The sequence below is a fragment of the Roseixanthobacter glucoisosaccharinicivorans genome, from assembly GCF_043195095.2.
In the GTDB taxonomy this organism is placed as follows: domain Bacteria; phylum Pseudomonadota; class Alphaproteobacteria; order Rhizobiales; family Xanthobacteraceae; genus NCEH01.
Window position 1 is genome coordinate 2,294,914 of record NZ_CM195538.1, and the last position, 17,815, is coordinate 2,312,728.

The 17,815-nt window shown below is 64.5% G+C and carries 19 protein-coding genes and 1 other annotated feature; of the genes, 17 read left to right on the forward strand and 2 right to left on the reverse strand.

Features of this window, described 5'->3' with window-relative positions:
- Positions 1-28 precede the first annotated feature (28 nt).
- The 17 genes from V5F78_RS10335 to V5F78_RS10415 all read left to right on the forward strand — a co-directional run bounded on the left by V5F78_RS10335 (position 29) and on the right by V5F78_RS10415 (position 15,923).
- Positions 29-781 carry a succinate dehydrogenase/fumarate reductase iron-sulfur subunit gene (locus V5F78_RS10335; RefSeq protein WP_394068354.1) on the forward strand — a complete coding sequence of 251 codons (753 nt, stop codon included), beginning with the start codon at positions 29-31 and terminating at the stop codon, positions 779-781.
- A gap of 5 nt (positions 782-786) precedes the next feature.
- On the forward strand, positions 787-1,107 hold the full coding sequence (locus V5F78_RS10340; protein ID WP_509276765.1) for a succinate dehydrogenase/fumarate reductase transmembrane subunit: 321 nt from the start codon (positions 787-789) through the stop codon (positions 1,105-1,107).
- Positions 1,104-1,463 (forward strand): succinate dehydrogenase, cytochrome b556 subunit, encoded by a 360-nt coding sequence (sdhC, locus tag V5F78_RS10345; protein WP_394068350.1) that lies wholly within the window; start codon positions 1,104-1,106, stop codon positions 1,461-1,463. The genes V5F78_RS10340 and sdhC overlap by 4 nt, the downstream gene beginning before the upstream one ends.
- Positions 1,460-2,200, forward strand: coding sequence for a sulfite exporter TauE/SafE family protein (locus V5F78_RS10350; protein WP_394068349.1), 741 nt, complete (start codon positions 1,460-1,462; stop codon positions 2,198-2,200). Before sdhC ends, V5F78_RS10350 begins: the two co-directional genes overlap by 4 nt.
- Before the next feature lie 10 nt (positions 2,201-2,210).
- Entirely contained in the window at positions 2,211-3,083 is an 873-nt protein-coding gene (locus tag V5F78_RS10355; protein ID WP_394068348.1) for a fumarate hydratase, read from the forward strand.
- A 10-nt stretch (positions 3,084-3,093) separates the two neighbouring features.
- Complete coding sequence (locus V5F78_RS10360) at positions 3,094-3,705, forward strand: fumarate hydratase C-terminal domain-containing protein (RefSeq protein ID WP_394068346.1); 612 nt, start codon at positions 3,094-3,096, stop codon at positions 3,703-3,705.
- Positions 3,702-5,432: an L-aspartate oxidase gene (locus V5F78_RS10365; RefSeq protein ID WP_394068344.1), complete on the forward strand. Its 1,731-nt coding sequence runs from the start codon at positions 3,702-3,704 to the stop codon at positions 5,430-5,432. Before V5F78_RS10360 ends, V5F78_RS10365 begins: the two co-directional genes overlap by 4 nt.
- Positions 5,433-5,470: 38 nt before the next feature.
- A complete protein-coding gene (locus tag V5F78_RS10370; protein WP_394068342.1) occupies positions 5,471-7,105 on the forward strand; it encodes a thiamine pyrophosphate-binding protein in 1,635 nt (544 codons plus the stop codon).
- Positions 7,106-7,234: 129 nt separating this feature from the next.
- Entirely contained in the window at positions 7,235-8,164 is a 930-nt protein-coding gene (locus V5F78_RS10375; protein WP_509276769.1) for an ABC transporter substrate-binding protein, read from the forward strand.
- Positions 8,165-8,305: 141 nt separating this feature from the next.
- Complete coding sequence (locus V5F78_RS10380) at positions 8,306-8,626, forward strand: UxaA family hydrolase (RefSeq protein WP_394068338.1); 321 nt, start codon at positions 8,306-8,308, stop codon at positions 8,624-8,626.
- Between the two features lie 8 nt (positions 8,627-8,634).
- The gene (locus tag V5F78_RS10385; RefSeq protein ID WP_394068336.1) at positions 8,635-9,915 is read left to right on the forward strand and encodes a UxaA family hydrolase; all 1,281 of its coding nucleotides are present in this window, start codon (positions 8,635-8,637) and stop codon (positions 9,913-9,915) included.
- A gap of 241 nt (positions 9,916-10,156) precedes the next feature.
- Positions 10,157-10,212, forward strand: a sequence feature (sul1 is cis-regulatory element that is thought to sense ions involved in sulfur or methionine metabolism; They are found in Alphaproteobacteria).
- 63 nt (positions 10,213-10,275) lie between these two features.
- Positions 10,276-11,751 (forward strand): SulP family inorganic anion transporter, encoded by a 1,476-nt coding sequence (locus V5F78_RS10390; RefSeq protein WP_394068334.1) that lies wholly within the window; start codon positions 10,276-10,278, stop codon positions 11,749-11,751.
- 255 nt (positions 11,752-12,006) lie between these two features.
- Positions 12,007-12,894 carry a metalloregulator ArsR/SmtB family transcription factor gene (locus V5F78_RS10395; RefSeq protein WP_394068332.1) on the forward strand — a complete coding sequence of 296 codons (888 nt, stop codon included), beginning with the start codon at positions 12,007-12,009 and terminating at the stop codon, positions 12,892-12,894.
- An 81-nt stretch (positions 12,895-12,975) separates the two neighbouring features.
- The gene (gene arsB, locus V5F78_RS10400; protein WP_394068330.1) at positions 12,976-14,037 is read left to right on the forward strand and encodes an ACR3 family arsenite efflux transporter; all 1,062 of its coding nucleotides are present in this window, start codon (positions 12,976-12,978) and stop codon (positions 14,035-14,037) included.
- A gap of 82 nt (positions 14,038-14,119) precedes the next feature.
- Positions 14,120-14,554 carry an arsenate reductase (glutaredoxin) gene (gene arsC, locus V5F78_RS10405; RefSeq protein ID WP_394068328.1) on the forward strand — a complete coding sequence of 145 codons (435 nt, stop codon included), beginning with the start codon at positions 14,120-14,122 and terminating at the stop codon, positions 14,552-14,554.
- Between the two features lie 27 nt (positions 14,555-14,581).
- Positions 14,582-14,878 carry a hypothetical protein gene (locus V5F78_RS10410; protein ID WP_394068326.1) on the forward strand — a complete coding sequence of 99 codons (297 nt, stop codon included), beginning with the start codon at positions 14,582-14,584 and terminating at the stop codon, positions 14,876-14,878.
- Positions 14,802-15,923, forward strand: coding sequence for an ATP-binding cassette domain-containing protein (locus V5F78_RS10415; RefSeq protein WP_509276772.1), 1,122 nt, complete (start codon positions 14,802-14,804; stop codon positions 15,921-15,923). Before V5F78_RS10410 ends, V5F78_RS10415 begins: the two co-directional genes overlap by 77 nt.
- 34 nt (positions 15,924-15,957) lie before the next feature.
- Here the strand turns inward: V5F78_RS10415 and V5F78_RS10420 are convergent, their stop codons facing one another.
- Together V5F78_RS10420 and V5F78_RS10425 are read right to left on the reverse strand one after the other, a co-directional pair.
- Positions 15,958-16,848 carry a glycosyltransferase gene (locus V5F78_RS10420; protein WP_394068325.1) on the reverse strand — a complete coding sequence of 297 codons (891 nt, stop codon included), beginning with the start codon at positions 16,846-16,848 and terminating at the stop codon, positions 15,958-15,960.
- 113 nt (positions 16,849-16,961) lie between these two features.
- Positions 16,962-17,780: a sulfotransferase gene (locus V5F78_RS10425; RefSeq protein WP_394068323.1), complete on the reverse strand. Its 819-nt coding sequence runs from the start codon at positions 17,778-17,780 to the stop codon at positions 16,962-16,964.
- Between the last annotated feature and the right edge of the window lie 35 nt (positions 17,781-17,815).

The following is a 17,815-nucleotide window of genomic DNA, read 5'->3' on the forward strand; positions in this document are numbered from 1 at the left end:
CGGCCCTCATTCCAACCGAAGAAGACAGATGAACACTCGAACCTCCACCGAAACCGCCGTCTCCGGCAGCGGGGACCTGACGGTACGCGTCTGGCGCGGGGCCGAGGCGGGCGGATTCCAAGATTTCGCCACGCCCCGTCGCGCAAACCAGACGGTGCTCGATGTCGTCACCGAGATCCAGCGCGAGCAGGATCCCACCCTCGCCTATCGCTTCGCCTGCCGGGTCGGCATGTGCGGCTCCTGCGCCATGGTCGTGAACGGGCGTCCGCGCTGGACCTGTCGAACACGCGTCGCGCAGGTCGAGGAAGACGGCCTGCTCACCCTGGAGCCCCTGCGCAACCTGCCGGTGGTCAAGGATTTGGCCGTCGAGATGGAGCCGTTCTTCCAGAAATGGACCCAGGCCCACGGCTATTTCGAGCCCGGCGCGCAGCCGGCGGCGGACTTCGCGCCCGTGGCGCCCAGCGCGCCGGAGCGGCAGGAGGCGGATGCCGGCATAGAATGCATCAATTGCGGGGTCTGCTATTCCGCGTGCGATGTGGTGTCGTGGAACCCGGACTATCTCGGCCCGGCCGCCCTCAATCGCGCCTGGACCCTGGTGAATGACGTCCGCGACCAGGGCCAGGAGGCCCGGCTCGCCGCAGTGTCGGGCGATGCCGGCTGCCATTCCTGCCACAGCCACATGAGTTGCACCGAATTCTGCCCGAAGGCCCTGGCGCCGACCTTCTCCATCGCCGGACTGAAGCGCGCCACCGCCAAGCGTATCTGGAGGGGCGGACGATGACACCCATGCTCTATCTTGCTCAGCGCGCGACGGCCCTTGTCCTCGCGGTGGCCGTCAGCGTGCATCTGGCCACCATGATCTATGCCGTGCGCGGCGGATTGACGGCCGGCGAGATTCTCGCCCGCACGAACGGCAATCGCTGGTTCCTGGCCTTCTACGCGCTGTTCGTCGTGGCCGCGTCCATCCACGCGCCCATCGGCCTGCGCAGCGTTCTGCGCGAATGGACCGCCTGGCGCGGGCGCTCCCTTGATCTCGCCATGGTCGCGTTCGGCCTCATGATCCTCGTGCTCGGCCTGCGGGCGGCGTTCGCGGTCTACCGGCCATGAGCATCGCCCACACGCATCTGCGCGCCTCGCGGCGCAAGCCCGGCTTCCTCGCCGCCATCCTTCACCGCGCCTCCGGCGTCGCGCTGGCGGTTTTCCTGCCGATGCATTTCATTGCGCTCGGCACCGCTCTCGGGGGAGCGGACAAGCTGGAATCCTTTCTCCAGATCACCCATTACTGGCCGGTGCGTGTGGCTGAATGGGGCATGGTGAGCGCGCTCGCGCTGCACATGGCGCTCGGGCTGCGGGTGCTAGCCATCGAATTTCTGTCCCTGCGCACCCGCACCGGCGCGCTTGTCGGCGCGTGCTGCGCCGTTGCGGTCGCGGTCGGCCTCGCCTTTCTCCTGAGCGGGGCATGACGATGATGTTCGGCGTGCCCCTCGCCACCCTTTCCGTGCTGTGGGCCGGCGCGTTCATCGGGGCGCTCGCGGCCGGCGGCGCGGGCTTTGCCTTCGCGATTGCGGCCTCCGCGATTTGGCTGCATGCCCTTGATCCCATTCAGACCACCGCGCTGATCGTTGCCTGCGGCACGCTGCTTCACATCACCCTGGTCTGGCCGATCCGCCGATCCATCGACGGCGTGCGCCTCACGCCGTTCCTGGCAGGCGCGCTCATCGGCGTTCCCATTGGGGTCGTGATGCTGACGCGGGTGGAGCCGTCCTCCCTCAAGCTCGCGCTTGGAATCGGTATGGCGCTTTACGGGCTCTACGCCTTGCTCGCCCCGCGCCTGCCCCACGTCTCGGGCGGCGGCCGGGCGGCGGATGCGGTGGTCGGCTTTTTCGGCGGCATATTGGGTGGGCTCGGCGGCTATTCCGGCGTCCTGCCGACCATCTGGACCCAATTGCGCGGCTGGCCGAAGCCCGTGGCGCGAGGGGTCTACCAACCCTTCATCCTGTTTGCCCACGTGCTCACGCTCACGCTGGTGGGGGCCTTCGCCATCGATCAGGACGGGCTCGTTCTCTTCCTGCTCGCGCTTCCACCGCTGTGCATCGGCGCCTTTGTGGGACTGCGCATCTACGGGCATCTCGACGAGGTGCGCTTCAAGCAGATGCTGGCCGCGATGATCCTCGCGTCCGGCGTGCTTTTTCTGATTTAGGAGTGATCCCATGGACCTGGACATGAGAGAGGTCGAGGCGGTCTGCGCGGCATTGTACGTGCAGGCGCTCAAGATCCTGCCGCCGGACATCAAGGCCGGCTTCAAGGCCCTCGTGCAGAGCGAGACCGACGCCACCGGCAAGACCATCCTCGGCACCATGGTGGAGAATATCGCGGTCGCCGAGCGCACCAAGAACATCCTCTGCCAGGACACTGGCATTCCCATCTACAACGTCACCATCGGCAGAAACGTCACCTTCGACGGAGCCGAGTTGAAGGCAGCGATCCGCCGCGGCTGCGAGCGGGCGACGAAGGAAAATTCGCTGCGCTCCTCGGTGGTCCATCCCATCACGCGGAAGAACGATCAGACCTCCTGCGGCATCCGCGTGCCCATCATCCACGTGGATTTCGACACCCGCGAGGAGACCGTGGGCATCGAGATGATCCCCAAGGGCTCGGGCTCGGAGAATGGGTCGTTCCTCAAGATGCTGCTGCCCTCCGACGGCATCAAGGCGGCGAAGCGCTTCGTCATCGACCGGGTGGTGGAACTGGGCGGCCGCGTCTGCCCGCCCACCATCGTCGGAGTCGGGCTCGGCGGCACCTCGGACCTGTGCATGCACCTCGCCAAGATCGCCGCCACGCGGCCGCTGCGGACGGTGTGCTCGGATCCCGAAGGCGCGAAGATCGAGGCGGAGCTGTCGCAGGCCGTGAACGAATTGGGCATCGGGCCGCAGGGCCTCGGCGGACGCTCCACCAGCTTCGCCGTGCATGTGGAAGTGGCCGCGACCCACATCACGCAGAACCCCGTGGCCGTGAACATCCAATGCCATTCGGCGCGCCGCGCCCTGGCGACCGTGACACCCGGCGGCATCGCCTTCAGCTGAGGATCGCCCCATGACCCATCATGTCCTCGACATGCCGATCGACGCCGATACGGCGCGCAGCCTCAAGATCGGCGACACGGTCACCTTGCGGCGCACGCTGTATGGCATCCGCGACGCGACCTTGATCCATATGTTCGACCGTGGACGCCGCACCCGCATGGATCTCAACGGCCATGCGGTCATTCACACTGCGCCCAACGTGCATAAGGTTCCGGTCTCGGCGGAGGCGCCGGCGGGCTACACGCCGTTCTGCATCGGCACCACCACCTCCATGCGCATGGAGCGGTTCACCAAGCCGCTCATGGAGCGCGAAGGCGTGCGCCTGATCATCGGCAAGGGCGGCATGGGGCCGGCGACGCTGGACGCGTTCCGCGAGTTGGGCGGCGCCTATCTCGCCATCGTCGGTGGCGCCGCCGCGCTCGAAACCACCTGGATCGAGCAGATCGAGGACGTGGACATGGACGACCTGCATCCCGAAAGCCTGTGGCGCTTCCGCATCCGCGATTTCGGCCCGCTGCTGGTGGGCATGGATTCCCACGGCGGCTCGCTGTTCGCCGATGTGCAGGATGCGGTCGCCGCCCGCCGCGACGCGGTGCTCGCCAGCATCGGAGCCAGCGAATGACCCCTTCCCTGCGCATGGTGGAAACCGACATTCTCATTCTCGGCGCGGGCGGTGCCGGCCTGTTCGCCGCCCTTCATGCCAAGAAAATCGCCCCCGACCTCGAGGTGACGGTGGCGGTGAAGGGCCTGCTCGGCAAATGCGGCTGCACCCGCATGGTGCAGGGCGGCTACAATGTCGCCCTCGCCCCCGGCGATTCCGTCGAACGCCATTTCATGGATACCATCGAAGGCGGCAAGTGGCTCAACAATCAGGATCTGGCCTGGACCCTCGTCACGGAAGCGCAGGTGCGCATCCGAGAGCTTGAGAATGAGCTCGGCTGCTTCTTCGACCGCAATCCGGACGGCAGCGTCCACCAGAAGGCCTTCGCGGGACAGACCTTCGACCGCACGGTGCACAAGGGTGATCTGACCGGCATCGAGATCATCAACCGCCTGTCGGAGCAAGTGTGGCGGCGGGACGTGCGGCGGCTGGAAGATCACCGGGCGCTGGACCTGATCCCGGCCGCCGACGGCTCGGGCCTGGCTGGCGTCGTCATGCTGGACATGCGCACCGGCGAACCCGTGTTCGTGCGGGCGCGGGCGACGCTGCTCGCCACCGGCGGCGGGCCGACCATGTACAAATATCACACCCCTTCGGGCGACAAGACCTGCGACGGCCTCGCCATGGCCCTGCGCGCGGGTCTTCCGCTGCGCGACATGGAGATGGTGCAGTTCCACCCCACCGGCCTGCTGGCGGGCGAGGACACGCGCATGACCGGCACGGTGCTGGAAGAGGGGCTGCGTGGAGCGGGCGGCTGGCTGCTGGATTCCACCGGCGAGCGCTTCATGCACCTCTACGACCCGCGCGGCGAGCGTGCGACGCGCGACGTAGTGAGCCGCTCCATCATCCGTCGCATCCGCGATGGCTATGCGACCCAGAATGGCGGCGTCCACATTCAGATGAGCCATCTCGGCCCGGCGCAAGTCGCGAAGAATTTCAAAGGCATGGTGGAGCGCTGCGCAGATTGCGGCTTCGATCTCGCCGGCGGCCGGGTGGAGGTGATCCCCACCGCCCATTACATGATGGGCGGCGTGGAGTTCGCCGGCGATTGCCGCACCGAAATGCCGCGCCTCTATGCCGCCGGCGAGGACACCGGCGGCGTGCACGGCGCCAACCGATTGGGTGGAAACGGCGTCGCCAATTCCACCGTTTTCGGAGGGCTCGCCGGACAGGCCATGGCCCGCGCCGTGGTGCGCGGCAGCGCGCTCGCCGATCCGGACAGCGCGGCGGTGGCCCGCAGCCTGGAGCGCGCCTTCGGACCGCTGGGGCGGCCTTCGCGCGACCTGCCGGCGATCCGCGCCGCGCTGTACGACACCATGTGGAACGACGTGGGCATCCTGCGCACGGCCGAAGGCCTGGGGCGGGCGGGTTCCGCCCTCGCGGACCTCGCGGCTGCGGTCGCACGCTGCGGCGCGCCGGACAGCGAGCGGCGCTACAATCTCACCTGGATGGACCGGCTGAACCTGGAAAACCTTGTGGCGGTCAGCCAGGCCATCTGCGCCGCGGCGCTCGCCCGCACCGACAGTCGCGGCGCGCACTTCCGCGAGGATTTTCCCGAGACCTCCGACCTTGCGACCTCGCGCTACACGAAGGTGCGACGCGACGGCGAAGATCTTGCCATCACCACCGAGCCGGTCGCCTTCACACGCGTGCGGCCGGGCCAATCCCTGCTCGACGAAGCGGCATAAGCCAAATTTCGCGCGACCCTCCATTGCGGGAACACCAGATGACCACGCTTCGCGGGGCAGACATCGTCGCCAGGACGCTCGAAGGCCTCGGCGTCACGCGCATCTTCACCTTGTCGGGCAATCATATCATGCCCGTGTTCGACGCGCTTCTCTCCACGCGGATCGAGATCATCCACGTGCGCCAGGAAGCGGCCTGCGTGCATATGGCCGACGCCTGGGGCCGCCTGACGGGCGAGGTGGGCGTCGCCCTGGTGACCGGTGGTCAGGGCCATTCGAACGGTGCGGCGGCCTTGTTCACCGCGCTCGGTGCGGAATCCCCGGTTCTCCTGCTGTCGGGCCATGCCGGACTGAAGGAACTCGGCCGTGGCGCGTTTCAGGAAATGGCGCAGGCCGACATCGCCCGTCCCATGACCAAGGCCTCCTGGACCGCCGCCAGCACCGCGGGCCTCGCGGACGATCTCGCCCGCGCCGTGCGCATCGCGCGGGAAGGACGGCCGGGGCCGGTACACCTCAGCCTGCCGGTCGACCTGCTGGAAGCAAGCGTGACCGCGACGAGCTTCACACCGCCCTCCCCCGGGTCCATTCCTGCACGTCATGCCGAGCCTGCGGTGCTCGCGAAGGCCGCCGATCTGCTGCGCGGTGCGGAGCGGCCGTTGATCCTGTGCGGCCCCGCACTGTGCGACGTCTCCGGCCGGGCCGCCATGCTGGCGCTCGAGACGGCCACCGGCATTCCCGTGATCGGCATGGAAAGCCCGCGCGGCATCAACGATCCAAGCCTTGGCAGTTTTGCCGAGATTCTCGCCAAGGCCGACGTCATCGCCCTGGTCGGCAAGGCACTCGATTTCACCCTGAAATTCGGCGATGCGCCGGCCGTGTCGGAGCGCTGCAATTTCATCGTCCTTGATCCCGATGCCGAACTGATCGCCCGGGCCGCGCGGGACAAGGGGCCGCGCCTGCTGGCCTCCGGCATCGCCGACCCGCGTCCCACCTTGGCCGACCTCGGCTCGGCGCTCGCCGGCGCGGAACGGGAAGGATCCTGGCTCGCCGAGGTGCGGGAGGCGCTGGGCTACATTCCGCCGGATTGGAACGGCGCCACCGGCGTGCCGGGCCGCGTGCACCCTGTGGACTTGTGCCGCGCGGTCGGCGCCTTTCTGGACCGGCATCCCGGCGGCACGCTGATCTGCGACGGTGGCGAGATCGGCCAATGGCCACAGGCCCTGATCAAGGCCGAGCGGCGGCTGGTTAACGGGGTCTCCGGTACGATCGGCGTTTCCATTCCGTTCGCCATCGCCACCAAGGCATTGAGCCCGCAGGCGCCGGTGGTGGCGATCCTGGGGGATGGAACGTTTGGCTTCCACATGGCGGAGTTCGACACCGCCGTGCGCTACGGCCTGCCGATCATCGCTGTGGTCGGAAACGATGCACGCTGGAACGCCGAGCATCAGATCCAGCTTCGCAGCTTCGGTGCCGAGCGTGCGCGCCACTGCGACCTGCTGCCGACGCGATATGACCAGGTGGCCGCCGCACTCGGCGGGTTCGGCGCCTGCGTGACCCATGCCGACGACTTGCCCGATGCGCTGGAGCGGGCCCATGCGAGCGGGAGGCCCGCCTGCATCAATGTGATGATCGAAAGCGTGCCCGCGCCCGTCATCCGCCGCCCTGCGCCCGGATAGGCGCCCGGTCCGCCGCGCGCACGTACCCATCAAGACCAAGAAGCAAGGGGAGTGACACGCATGTTCGGGACAAGAGGGATTTTAGCCGCCGCAATCGTGCTGGCAGGCATGGGCGCAGCATCGGCGGAGATGACGGAAATTCACATCGCGCGGCAGCCGAGCCTCGGCCATCTGCCACTGATGATCATGCAGGACCAGAAGCTGGTGGAAAAGGAGGCCGCCGCGCGCGGCATTCCCGACCTCAAGGTGGGGTATTCGACGCTCGCCGGCGGCGCTGCCATGAACGACGCCCTGCTTTCCGGCGCAATCCAGTTCGCGGCCGGCGGCGTGCCGCCTTTGGTGCTGCTGTGGTCGAAGACCGAGGGCACCGCGATGCAGGTCAAGGGCGTCGCAGCCATGAATTCCATGCCGCTGCTGATGAACACCACCAATCCCAACATCAAATCGCTGCGGGACTTCACCGATGCCGACAAGATCGCCCTGCCGGCGGTCAAGGTTTCGGTTCAGGCCATGTTCCTGCAGATGGCCGCGGAAAAGGAATTGGGCGAGGCCCATCGCAACGATCTCGACAAGCTCACCGTCACCCTGTCCCACCCCGACGGCATGGCCGCCATGCTGGCGGGCCAGGTGACGGCCCACTTCACCGCCGCCCCGATTCAGGAACTGGAACTGAAACGGCCGGGCGTGCACACCGTGCTGAATACATTCGATATCCTCGGCGGCCCCTCCACCTTCAATGTGGTTTGGGCCTCCTCCACCTTCGTCGAACAGAATCCGAAGATCTACGCGGCTTTCACAGCGGCGCTGGAGAAGGCGATCGGCATCATAAACGCCGACAAGCCCGCCGCTGCCGCCACCTATGTGCGGCTCACCAAGGATTCGAGCGACCTCGCGCTTATTCAACAGATCCTCACGGATCCGCAGGTCACCTTCACCACGACGCCACAGAGCATCCAGAAATATATCGACTTCATGGCGCGCACCAAGGCGATCCGCCGTCGCGCGGACAGCTGGAAAGAGCTGTTCTTCGCCAACATGCACGACAAGGCCGGAAACTGATTTTCAAGCCCGGCGGCCGCCCGTCGGCGGCCTCTCCGCACAAAGGCAATTGACCTTTTATCATATCTTATGTCTTATAAAAGACATGGGAACGCAGGGCGAGCCCTGGACCCTCGGCCGGCATAGGAGGACCTCAAGAAAATGAGCGCAGATCAAGAAACGCGAGGCAATGGCGACGGCATCCCGCACGTCCTCGCCCACAGCCCCAAGGACAATGTGGCGGTCGCGGTGGTCGAGGGTCTCGGCGCCAATACGCAAGCCTTCGGCGTCATCACGGAAGACAATTCCACCTTCGAGGTGTTCGTGAAGAGCGACATCCCGATCGGCCACAAAGTGGCGCTCGTGGACCTGAAGACCGGCGATACATTGATCAAGTATGGGCAGGACGTCGGCCGCATCGTCGCCGACATCGCCAAGGGCGAGCACGTCCACGTTCATAATGCCAAGACGAAGCGTTGGTGAGGCAGAACATGTCCGAGAACATCACGATCAACGGCGAAAGCCCCACCAATCCGTTCGCCGGCAGCGCTCCCGACCAGCTGGTCACCCCCGCCCTGTCGGCCGATCGGGCCTCAAACGACTATGCTAAGGCCACCGTCATGGGCTGGCGGCGCGAGAACGGCCGGGTTGGGGTGCGCAATCATGTCGTCATCCTGCCCCTCGACGATCTTTCGAACGCGGCCTGCGAGGCCGTGGCGAACACTGTGAAGGGAACGCTCGCCCTGCCGCACGCCTACGGGCGCCTGCAGTTCGGCGAGGATCTGGAGATCCACTTCCGCACCCTGATCGGCATCGGCTCCAACCCCAATGTTGCCGCCGTCGTCGTCATCGGCATCGAGGACCAGTGGACCAACCGGGTGGTGGAGGGTATCGCCAAGACCGGCAAGCCGGTCGTGGGCTTCGGCATCGAAGGCCATGGCGACATCGCGACCATCGCCAAGGCCAGCTACCAGGCCAAGCGCTTCCTGCAATGGGCCACCGAGCTGCAACGCGAGGAATGCCCCATCACCGACCTCTGGATCTCCACCAAGTGCGGGGAATCCGACACCACCACGGGCCTCTCCTCCTGCCCCACCGTGGGCAACATGTATGACAAGCTGATCCCGCACGGCATCTATGGCGTGTTCGGCGAGACTTCCGAAATAACCGGCGCCGAGCATCTCTGCAAGGACCGTGCTGCCTCGCCGGAGATTGCGGACAAGTGGTACAAGATGTGGAAGGCCTATCAGGACGACGTCATCGAAGCCCACAAGACCGATGATTTGTCCGACAGCCAGCCCACCAAGGGCAATATTGTCGGCGGCCTCACCACCATCGAGGAAAAGGCGCTCGGCAATTTGGAGAAGATTGGCCACGAGTGCACCTATATTGATGCGCTCGAGCCCGCGGAGGCCCCCGCCAAGGGTCCCGGCCTCTATTTCATGGACACGTCCTCGGCGGCCGCCGAATGCGTGACCCTGATGGCCGCCGCCGGATACGTCGTGCACACCTTCCCCACCGGGCAGGGGAATGTGATCGGCAATCCCATCGTGCCGGTGATCAAGATCTCCGGCAATCCGCGCACCATCCGCACCATGGGCGAGCATATCGACGTGGACGTCTCCGGCGTCCTGCGGCGTGACATGACGATCCCGCAGGCCGGCGACGCATTGATCGACATGATCGTGCGCACAGCAAATGGCCGGCTCACGGCTGCCGAATCCCTCGGCCACCGCGAGTTCGTCATGACGAAGCTGTATCGCAGCGCCTGACCGACAAAGGACGGGCGGCACACGCGCTGCCCGTCCCTTTCTGCCGCACGGAAAAACCATGCGGTCGCGCGCCGACACAGAGCATACCGCACGCGCGCACGCCGCAGACGGTTGCAAGCTTTCGGCGCAACGGGTTCCCCCCGAACCCAGAGATGCGGATCTCCACCTTGGCCGCAAATCGGAGCAGCGCACAAAATCAATGGTGCGACGCGGCGTAGGGCTGTATAGGTCGACGCATTCATCTGGACCCGGTGCAAGCCCGGGTGGCTCTTCCGGCCGCCGATCCGCCGGACAACGCATATGACAGCACTGCCCCAACCGCCTTTGCGCGGCGCGGCCGTCTATTGCGGAATTCCACACATGACCAAGCAAACAGCCTATTTTCGCGAATGGTTTTCCAACCCCCGCGGCGACGTTCTCGCCGGCATCGTGGTCGCCCTCGCGCTGATCCCCGAAGCCATCGGATTTTCCGTCATTGCCGGAGTGGACCCGAAGGTCGGGCTCTATGCCTCCTTCGCGATTGCCTGCGTCTCCGCATGTGTCGGCGGACGACCCGGCATGATCTCCGCCGCCACGGCGGCAACGGCTGTCGTGATGGTGAGCCTGGTGCGCGACCACGGCCTGCAATATCTGTTTGCCGCCACGATCCTCATGGGGCTGTTGCAGATTGCCGCGAGTCTCCTGAAGGTCGGGCGGTTGATGCGCTTCATCTCACGCTCGGTAATCACCGGTTTCGTCAATGCGCTCGCCATTCTGATCTTCATGGCGCAACTGCCGGAATTGATCGGCGTGCCGCTGCAAACCTATGCCATGGTCGCGGCTGGTCTGGCCATCATCTATCTGTTTCCGTATCTGACAAAGGCCGTCCCCTCCCCCCTCGTCGCCATTGCGGTTCTCACACTCTTCGCATGGTGGTCGGGCCTGGAGCTGCGCACGGTGGGCGATCTTGGTGAATTACCCTCAAGCTTCCCGGCCTTCATGGTGCCGGATGTGCCGCTGACCTTGGAGACCTTGCAAATCATCTTTCCCTATTCGGTCACGCTTGCCGCCGTCGGCCTTCTGGAATCGCTGCTGACGGCCCAGATTGTCGACGATATGACCGACACTTTGAGCAACAAGAGCCGGGAATGCCTCGGCCAGGGGGCGAGCAACATCGCGTCCGCTTTGATCGGCGGCATGGGGGGATGCGCCATGATCGGCCAGTCGGTCATCAACGTCAGCTCCGGTGGGCGCGGACGGCTCTCAACCTTCGTCGCGGGTGCGTTCCTGCTGTTCCTGATCCTGGTGCTGGATGACCTCGTGCGCATCATCCCCATGGCGGCATTGGTCGCGGTGATGATCATGGTCTCCATCGGGACCTTCTCGTGGCGCTCGATCCTCGATTTGCGCCGTAATCCCGTGCCGTCCTCGGTGGTCATGCTGGCAACGGTGGTGACCGTGGTCGGCACGCACGACCTTGCGAAAGGCGTGCTGGTTGGCGTGCTCCTGTCCGGTGTCTTCTTCGCCGGAAAGGTGGCCCGGATGGTGTCCGTGACCCGGAGGCAAGCCGACGGGCGGGTGACATATACCGTGCTGGGGCAGATCTTCTTCGCGTCGTCGGAGGTGTTTCTGCGCGGCTTCGACTTCGAGGAGAAGCCGGCCGAAGTGGTGATTGACCTGACCCACGCGCACTTCTGGGACATCACCTCGGTGGGCGCGCTCGACAAGGCCGTGCTGAAATTCCGGCAGTCCGGCGCCCAGGTGAGCGTGCTTGGCCTGAACGAGGCGAGCGCCACCCTGGTGGATCGCTTCGCGCTTCACGACAAGGAGGATGCCCAAGCCATAGCGCTCCACTAGGTGGGTCGGGCGCGACCGTGGGCGAGGCTTGCGGGCGCGCTAGCACATCTCGTCCGCCGGCCTTTCCTGCGGCTTGGCGCGGCGAAACACGCCGCCCATCGAGCGCCGGGGCCCACACCCGACGGCACCATTTCCATCTGTCGATATCTATCGACATAACAATCCGTCTGGGATACAAGCTGTTGGGCAAAGGGGTACGTGCGAGACCGGCCGCGAGCGGCGGTCCTGCCCTGGATGCCATAACAGAGCGAAGCCATGGACGTGACGAAGCTGAAGGCAGAAGACGCGACGCGGATCTTCGATGCGTTGTCGCAGGTCACGCGGTTGGAGACCTGGCGCCTCCTGCTCCGCTATGTGCCCTACGGCCTGCCGGCCGGCGACATCGCGCGCCTGCTGGCGGTGCCGCACAATACCCTCTCGACGCATCTCGCGGTCCTCGAACGGGCGGGCCTCGTCACGACCCGGCGGGACGGCCGGTCCATCCTCTATGCCGTCGATCTTTCGGCAGCGGGCCCGGCATTGAGCCAGCTGATGTCGGAGATGGGCTTCGCCGTCGCGCCCCGACGCACGCCCCTGACCGCCGCGTTTCCCCAGCTGCGCCCCGATGCCGCGAATGATCGCGCTTATAATGTGCTGCTGGTCTGCTCGGCCAACTCGGCGCGTTCGCTCATTGCCGAGGCCTTGCTGAACCGTGACGGGCGCGGCCGCTTCCGGGCCTATTCGGCCGGCAGCCGCCCGAAGCGCAAGCCGCACCCCATGGCGCTCGATCTGCTCGACTCGCTCGGCTACGACACGGCCAGCCTGGCCTCCAAGAGCTGGGACGGCTTTGCCGGGCCGGACGCGCCACAAATGGATTTCATCATCACCACCTGCGATGCCGCCGCGGGAGAAGCCTGCCCCACCTTTCCCGGGCATCCACTGCATGCGCATTGGGGCCTGCCCGACCCAATTCTGGTGAAGGGCACCGAAGCGGAGCAGAAGGCAGCTTTCCTCGCCACCTATCGCCGTCTGGCTGGACGCATCTCCGCCTTCGTCAACCTGCCGTTCGAGCAGCTCGACCTTGCATCGCTCAAGGAGCGGATCGCCGAGATCGGACGAATGGAGGGCGCAACCGATTTCACGCTCTCGGGACAGGCGGCGTGACCTCTCCCCTTCGCGTAACAGACCTTGCCCGCGCTGCGGCCGCCATCGGCCGCGGAGCGCCGCCTTGGGAGATCCTGCGCCGTGTCCGTATTTGAACGCTATCTCACGCTCTGGGTCTTCCTGTGCATCATCGCCGGAGTCGCGCTTGGCGCGCTGGCGCCGTCGGCATTCCAGGCCATCGGCGCGCTGGAGGTGGCGCGGGTCAATCTGCCGGTCGCCGTCCTCATCTGGCTGATGATCGTGCCCATGCTGATCAGGATCGACTTCGCCGCCCTGAGGCAGGTTGGTCGGCATTGGCGCGGCATTTCGGTGACGCTGCTGGTGAACTGGGCGGTGAAGCCGTTTTCCATGGCCTTCCTCGGCTGGCTGTTCATCGCGCACCTGTTCCGGCCGTATCTGCCCGCCGAGCAGATCGACAGCTATATCGCCGGCCTCATTCTTCTGGCGGCGGCGCCCTGCACGGCCATGGTGTTCGTCTGGTCGAACCTGACCAAGGGCGAGCCCCACTTCACCCTGTCGCAGGTGGCGCTGAACGATGCCATCATGATCTTCGCTTTCGCGCCCGTGGTGGGCCTTCTTCTCGGGCTCTCCTCGATCAGCGTGCCCTGGGACACGCTGTTCCTTTCGGTGGTGCTCTATATCGTCGTGCCGGTGATCGCCGCGCAGCTCCTGCGCGGGCGCATCCTGGCGCGCGGTGGACAGGCCGGGCTCGATCGCCTGCTCGGCGTACTCCAGCCGGCCTCCCTCGTGGCGCTATTGGCCACGCTCGTGCTGCTGTTCGCTTTCCAGGGGGAACAGATCCTCGCCCAGCCCCTGGTGATCGCACTTCTGGCTGTGCCGATCCTGATCCAGGTCTATTTCAACTCGGGGCTCGCCTATCTCCTGAATCGACTCTCAGGGGAAGCCCATTGCGTGGCTGGCCCCTCGGCCCTGATCGGAGCCTCGAACTTCTTCGAGCTGGCGGTCGCCGCGGCCATCAGCCTGTTCGGCTTCAAATCGGGAGCGGCGCTGGCCACGGTGGTGGGCGTGCTCATCGAGGTCCCGGTGATGCTCTCGGTGGTCTGGATCGTGAACCGGTCCAAGGATTGGTACGAGGCCGGCGCCATCAAGGTGAAGGACGCGCCCGCCCATCCCCGGACCTGACATCACTGCCGTGGTGGCGGCGGGGCGAATGAGGGTCCGCCAGGATTCCGCTCGCCATCATCCGATCCTTGGAGCCTGAACGATGAGCGTATCTCCCCCTGTCACCATCTGGCACAATCCGGCGTGCGGCACATCACGCAACACGCTTGCGATGATCCGCAACGCGGGCATCGAGCCGACGATCCTCGAATATCTGATAACGCCGCCCACGCGGGACCAGCTGGCCGCTGCCATCGCGGCTGCGGGCCTCACGGTGCGCGCCGCGCTTCGTCGCAAGGGCACGCCCTATGACGCGCTCGGCCTCGACGATCCCGCCTTGACCGACGACGCCCTACTCGATGCCATGATGGCCCATCCCCTCCTCATCAACCGGCCGTTCGTGTTCACGCCGCTCGGCGTGCGTCTGTGCCGCCCGTCGGAACAGGTCCTGGACATCCTGCCGGCCCCTCAGAAAGGGCCGTTCACCAAGGAGGACGGAGAGTTGGTGATTGATGCCGAAGGCCGGCGCATGGGCTGACGACGGCGGCGTTGCCAGAAGTCCCACATGGACGATGGCCTGCGCCGGCAGAAAGGCGGGCGCCTCGTCGGCCTAGGCCGCGACCTGGCGGAAATCCCTACGATTTCGATCAAACGCAAACAGCCCGCCAATCTGGCCTTTCCGTTTCCACAGCACCGCATCTATCGCGATCGGGCGGTCGCGATTCTGACATCGCTTGATTTGCCCTGTGATCTGGATGCCGACATTGGCGAGCAGGGGATCGCCAATGTCCGGGGGACAGCGGCAACGCCTCGCCATCGCACGCGCCATACTCACGCGGCCGAAGATGCTCGTTCTCGATGAGGCGACGTCTCAGCTTGATAGCGAGAATCAACAACGGGTCTGGTGTCGCATTCGAGAGAATCTTCCCGACGTGACCTTGATCGGGGTTGCACACCGGCTCAGCCATCCGCCCGCATTCAGCTGGAGTTGGCAATGGCGCAATAGTGCTTGGGTAGCTTGTCGTGAGAGTCCGCAACCCACAACAGCCGCCCGATCCCTCAACGGACTCGACCTCTGCTGGCATTGCTATGGTAGGTGCATCATGCCGTCATGTTTCCTTTTGCATGAATGCTCTTTAGGGTGGGTCGGCAGACGGACAAAGGCCAGAACAACGATGACAAGCCAGCTGGATCCTGGCGATTGGCTAAGGATCTTACCGGGAGATCCCCTCTGCCAACAAACGGTCCTCGCCTGCGCAGGCATCCAAGCAGAACTCGGCGGCATCGAGATCCAGGAATTTTCTAGCAGCCTGGCCGCTCAACAGCGAAGGCGGCATGTGGCTTTCATGCGAGACAGCACTGCGCGCTGGTATAATTCGATCGACCCGGCGCTCATCGATTCCTTTTCGGCCAGTCAGTCCGACCGGCAGATCGTCACCCTTGGCAACAGCATGGGCGGCTTCGCTGCCATCCTGTTGTCCCTTCTCCTTCCAAATGCCATTGGCTCGATCGCCTTCTGCCCGCAATTCTCCGTTCACCCCGAAGAGGTCCCCTTCGAGACGCGCTGGACGGAGTATATCTCCGCCATCGCCGAATGGCGCTTCAGGACCTGCCTGCCGCAAACCTGGAACCATCCCAAGAGCGTGACGCATACGATTTTCTGCGGCGAGCGCGAACCAGCGGACATCCGTCATGCCGAACTGATCCTGCATCATGCGCAAAATCCTGCCAGAGCCTTCATCCTTTCAGGATGCGGCCATAATGTCGCCCGCCATATCAAAGCGCATCATGCCCTCGCTCCCCTTCTCGATGCGCTGATCAGCGGGAATTCAGGCACCGACATTATTGTCGATCTCTTGCGCTCCCATGGCCTGCGCTGCGACACGATCACTTCGCAACGCACATGATCGCTCCAATCCGCCAGATGCCGGGACTAAACACCTAGATCATGCTTTCGAGGACCGGCCGCCATGCTGAATGAAACTGCGCCTTCGAATAGTCTGCTGCGGTCGCCTGCCCCCGAGCAGCAAGCTGCGCCGCCCAGGCAGGCCGCTCGAAGGCGGTGACAAGGTCACGGGCGAGGTCTGCGATATTTGGATAGGGACGGACAGCACAATTCTCGCTTGGCCGCATGTAGTCCCGCCCGCCGAAACCATCGAAGCCAAGCACCGTGGTTCCTGCGGCCATCGCTTCCAGCGGGACCAGGCCAAAACCTTCGCCGACGGAGAGGCTTAGAAGATAGCGGCTTTTGGCCAAATCGGCGAAGAGCTCCGATTGCGCAAGGCCGCCTGCCTGACGGAGCGAACCCTCCCAGTCGACCCTTGCTGCAATCTGCGGGCTGATGCCTGCGACCTCTGTTTTCAACCGGTCCAGAAGAAGCCGATGCAGATCACCATTCCCCTTCGCGTAGAGGAGAATGGAATCCACCCGCCGCTCCTGCCACGGAATGACCGGATGGGTCGGCGGCGTGACGAAGGGTGAGATGACATCGGCTGATACGTCATAGACTTGCTGGAGGAAATGACGCACGAACCCGCTTACGGCGACGTAACGATCAAACCAGCGGTCCAATATCGAAAAGGTCGTGAAGCCCTGAACATACATCAACTTCCGGCACCGGTGAGTCAGACCGATCCGGCCATCGGAGAAGGACGGATTGCAGATCAAGAGGTCATGCGGCGCGACGAGGTCCGGCAGAGCCCGTGCGGTGACGGTGTCGAAGAGGACCGGATAGTCGAAGACGGAAGCCTTGGCGCGCTCTTTGCCTACAGTGACCACTTTCACGGGTAAGCCAAGGAAATGGTGCGCGACAAGCCCAATTTCATAGGCCATTCGCGTGCCGCCCGCAGGAATATAGCCCCCCATAACATAGACGGTAGGTGTTTGCGCCACGCCGACTCTTCTCCGCTCAGAGACTGATATATGCAGAGTTTACTCGATCAGCCTCAACCAAGCCTGGAGGCCCACTCTTGCTCGAAATTTGGATAAAATTGCACAATTAGTCCAAGTAGCGGCTCGAGTGCCCTGTACAAGGCATGGAAATCAACCCCCGTATAACGCTCAACCGGGTCATAAGCCGCGAGGCTGGGCAGCATAAGGCCAGATGTTCCAAAACACTCCAAAGCCGAAGACGGTTCCGCTGTGATATCTTCATATCGCAGCACTCGACCGGCCGGTAGTGTGAGATAGGTTCGTAATTGCCATTCAATCAGCGTCGCCTGGCCCACCAGCCTATCCTTGATGCCGGCAAGTCGTCTCTTGAGTTCCGGTGCAAAAGCTTCCGCCATTGGCATATGGCCTCGATTGACCGGCATGTTCACCGTCTGCCAGGCAGCCATGACGGCCATGGGGTCCCGCACAATGGCGTAAAGCGTGAAACGCTTCACGAGGAGGTCTGCCAATGCCGTGAATTCAGCAGGATGCTTGACAATAAGGGTAAAATTATCGCTCAACGGCTTGTCGAATAACAATTCGCTTCGTTGTTCAAGCACTTTCCGCAGATGCCCGTCCTGCCGAGGGGGTTCAACCCAATTGTCAATAATATAACCGTCAACATGCTTGGTCGGAATTGGTTTATTCGCGATTGCGGCAGCACGTGTCTGCACGACGAATTCGGCGATTTCATCGACCGCACGGTGTCTGTCCCCATGCGGGTTTAGCTGAATCGGCTCTGCCAGAGCGATCGTATCCGGTTGGCGGCCCAAGAGAGCGACCACAAGCGTCGTGCCGGAACGCGGCATGCCCGTCAGCAAAATATCAGGCATCGGCTCCCCATAATTATCCGTCGTCAGAACATTCG

Bases quoted from the DNA above. Each gene is read 5' to 3' on its own strand.
- V5F78_RS10335 (WP_394068354.1), top strand. From the start codon at position 29: ATGAACACTCGAACCTCCACCGAAACCGCCGTCTCCGGCAGCGGGGAC.
- V5F78_RS10340 (WP_509276765.1), top strand. From the start codon at position 787: ATGCTCTATCTTGCTCAGCGCGCGACGGCCCTTGTCCTCGCGGTGGCC.
- sdhC (WP_394068350.1), top strand. From the start codon at position 1,104: ATGAGCATCGCCCACACGCATCTGCGCGCCTCGCGGCGCAAGCCCGGC.
- V5F78_RS10350 (WP_394068349.1), top strand. From the start codon at position 1,460: ATGACGATGATGTTCGGCGTGCCCCTCGCCACCCTTTCCGTGCTGTGG.
- V5F78_RS10355 (WP_394068348.1), top strand. From the start codon at position 2,211: ATGGACCTGGACATGAGAGAGGTCGAGGCGGTCTGCGCGGCATTGTAC.
- V5F78_RS10360 (WP_394068346.1), top strand. From the start codon at position 3,094: ATGACCCATCATGTCCTCGACATGCCGATCGACGCCGATACGGCGCGC.
- V5F78_RS10365 (WP_394068344.1), top strand. From the start codon at position 3,702: ATGACCCCTTCCCTGCGCATGGTGGAAACCGACATTCTCATTCTCGGC.
- V5F78_RS10370 (WP_394068342.1), top strand. From the start codon at position 5,471: ATGACCACGCTTCGCGGGGCAGACATCGTCGCCAGGACGCTCGAAGGC.
- V5F78_RS10375 (WP_509276769.1), top strand. From the start codon at position 7,235: ATGACGGAAATTCACATCGCGCGGCAGCCGAGCCTCGGCCATCTGCCA.
- V5F78_RS10380 (WP_394068338.1), top strand. From the start codon at position 8,306: ATGAGCGCAGATCAAGAAACGCGAGGCAATGGCGACGGCATCCCGCAC.
- V5F78_RS10385 (WP_394068336.1), top strand. From the start codon at position 8,635: ATGTCCGAGAACATCACGATCAACGGCGAAAGCCCCACCAATCCGTTC.
- V5F78_RS10390 (WP_394068334.1), top strand. From the start codon at position 10,276: ATGACCAAGCAAACAGCCTATTTTCGCGAATGGTTTTCCAACCCCCGC.
- V5F78_RS10395 (WP_394068332.1), top strand. From the start codon at position 12,007: ATGGACGTGACGAAGCTGAAGGCAGAAGACGCGACGCGGATCTTCGAT.
- arsC (WP_394068328.1), top strand. From the start codon at position 14,120: ATGAGCGTATCTCCCCCTGTCACCATCTGGCACAATCCGGCGTGCGGC.
- V5F78_RS10410 (WP_394068326.1), top strand. From the start codon at position 14,582: ATGGACGATGGCCTGCGCCGGCAGAAAGGCGGGCGCCTCGTCGGCCTA.
- V5F78_RS10415 (WP_509276772.1), top strand. From the start codon at position 14,802: ATGTCCGGGGGACAGCGGCAACGCCTCGCCATCGCACGCGCCATACTC.
- V5F78_RS10420 (WP_394068325.1), bottom strand. From the start codon at position 16,848: ATGGCCTATGAAATTGGGCTTGTCGCGCACCATTTCCTTGGCTTACCC.
- V5F78_RS10425 (WP_394068323.1), bottom strand. From the start codon at position 17,780: ATGCCTGATATTTTGCTGACGGGCATGCCGCGTTCCGGCACGACGCTT.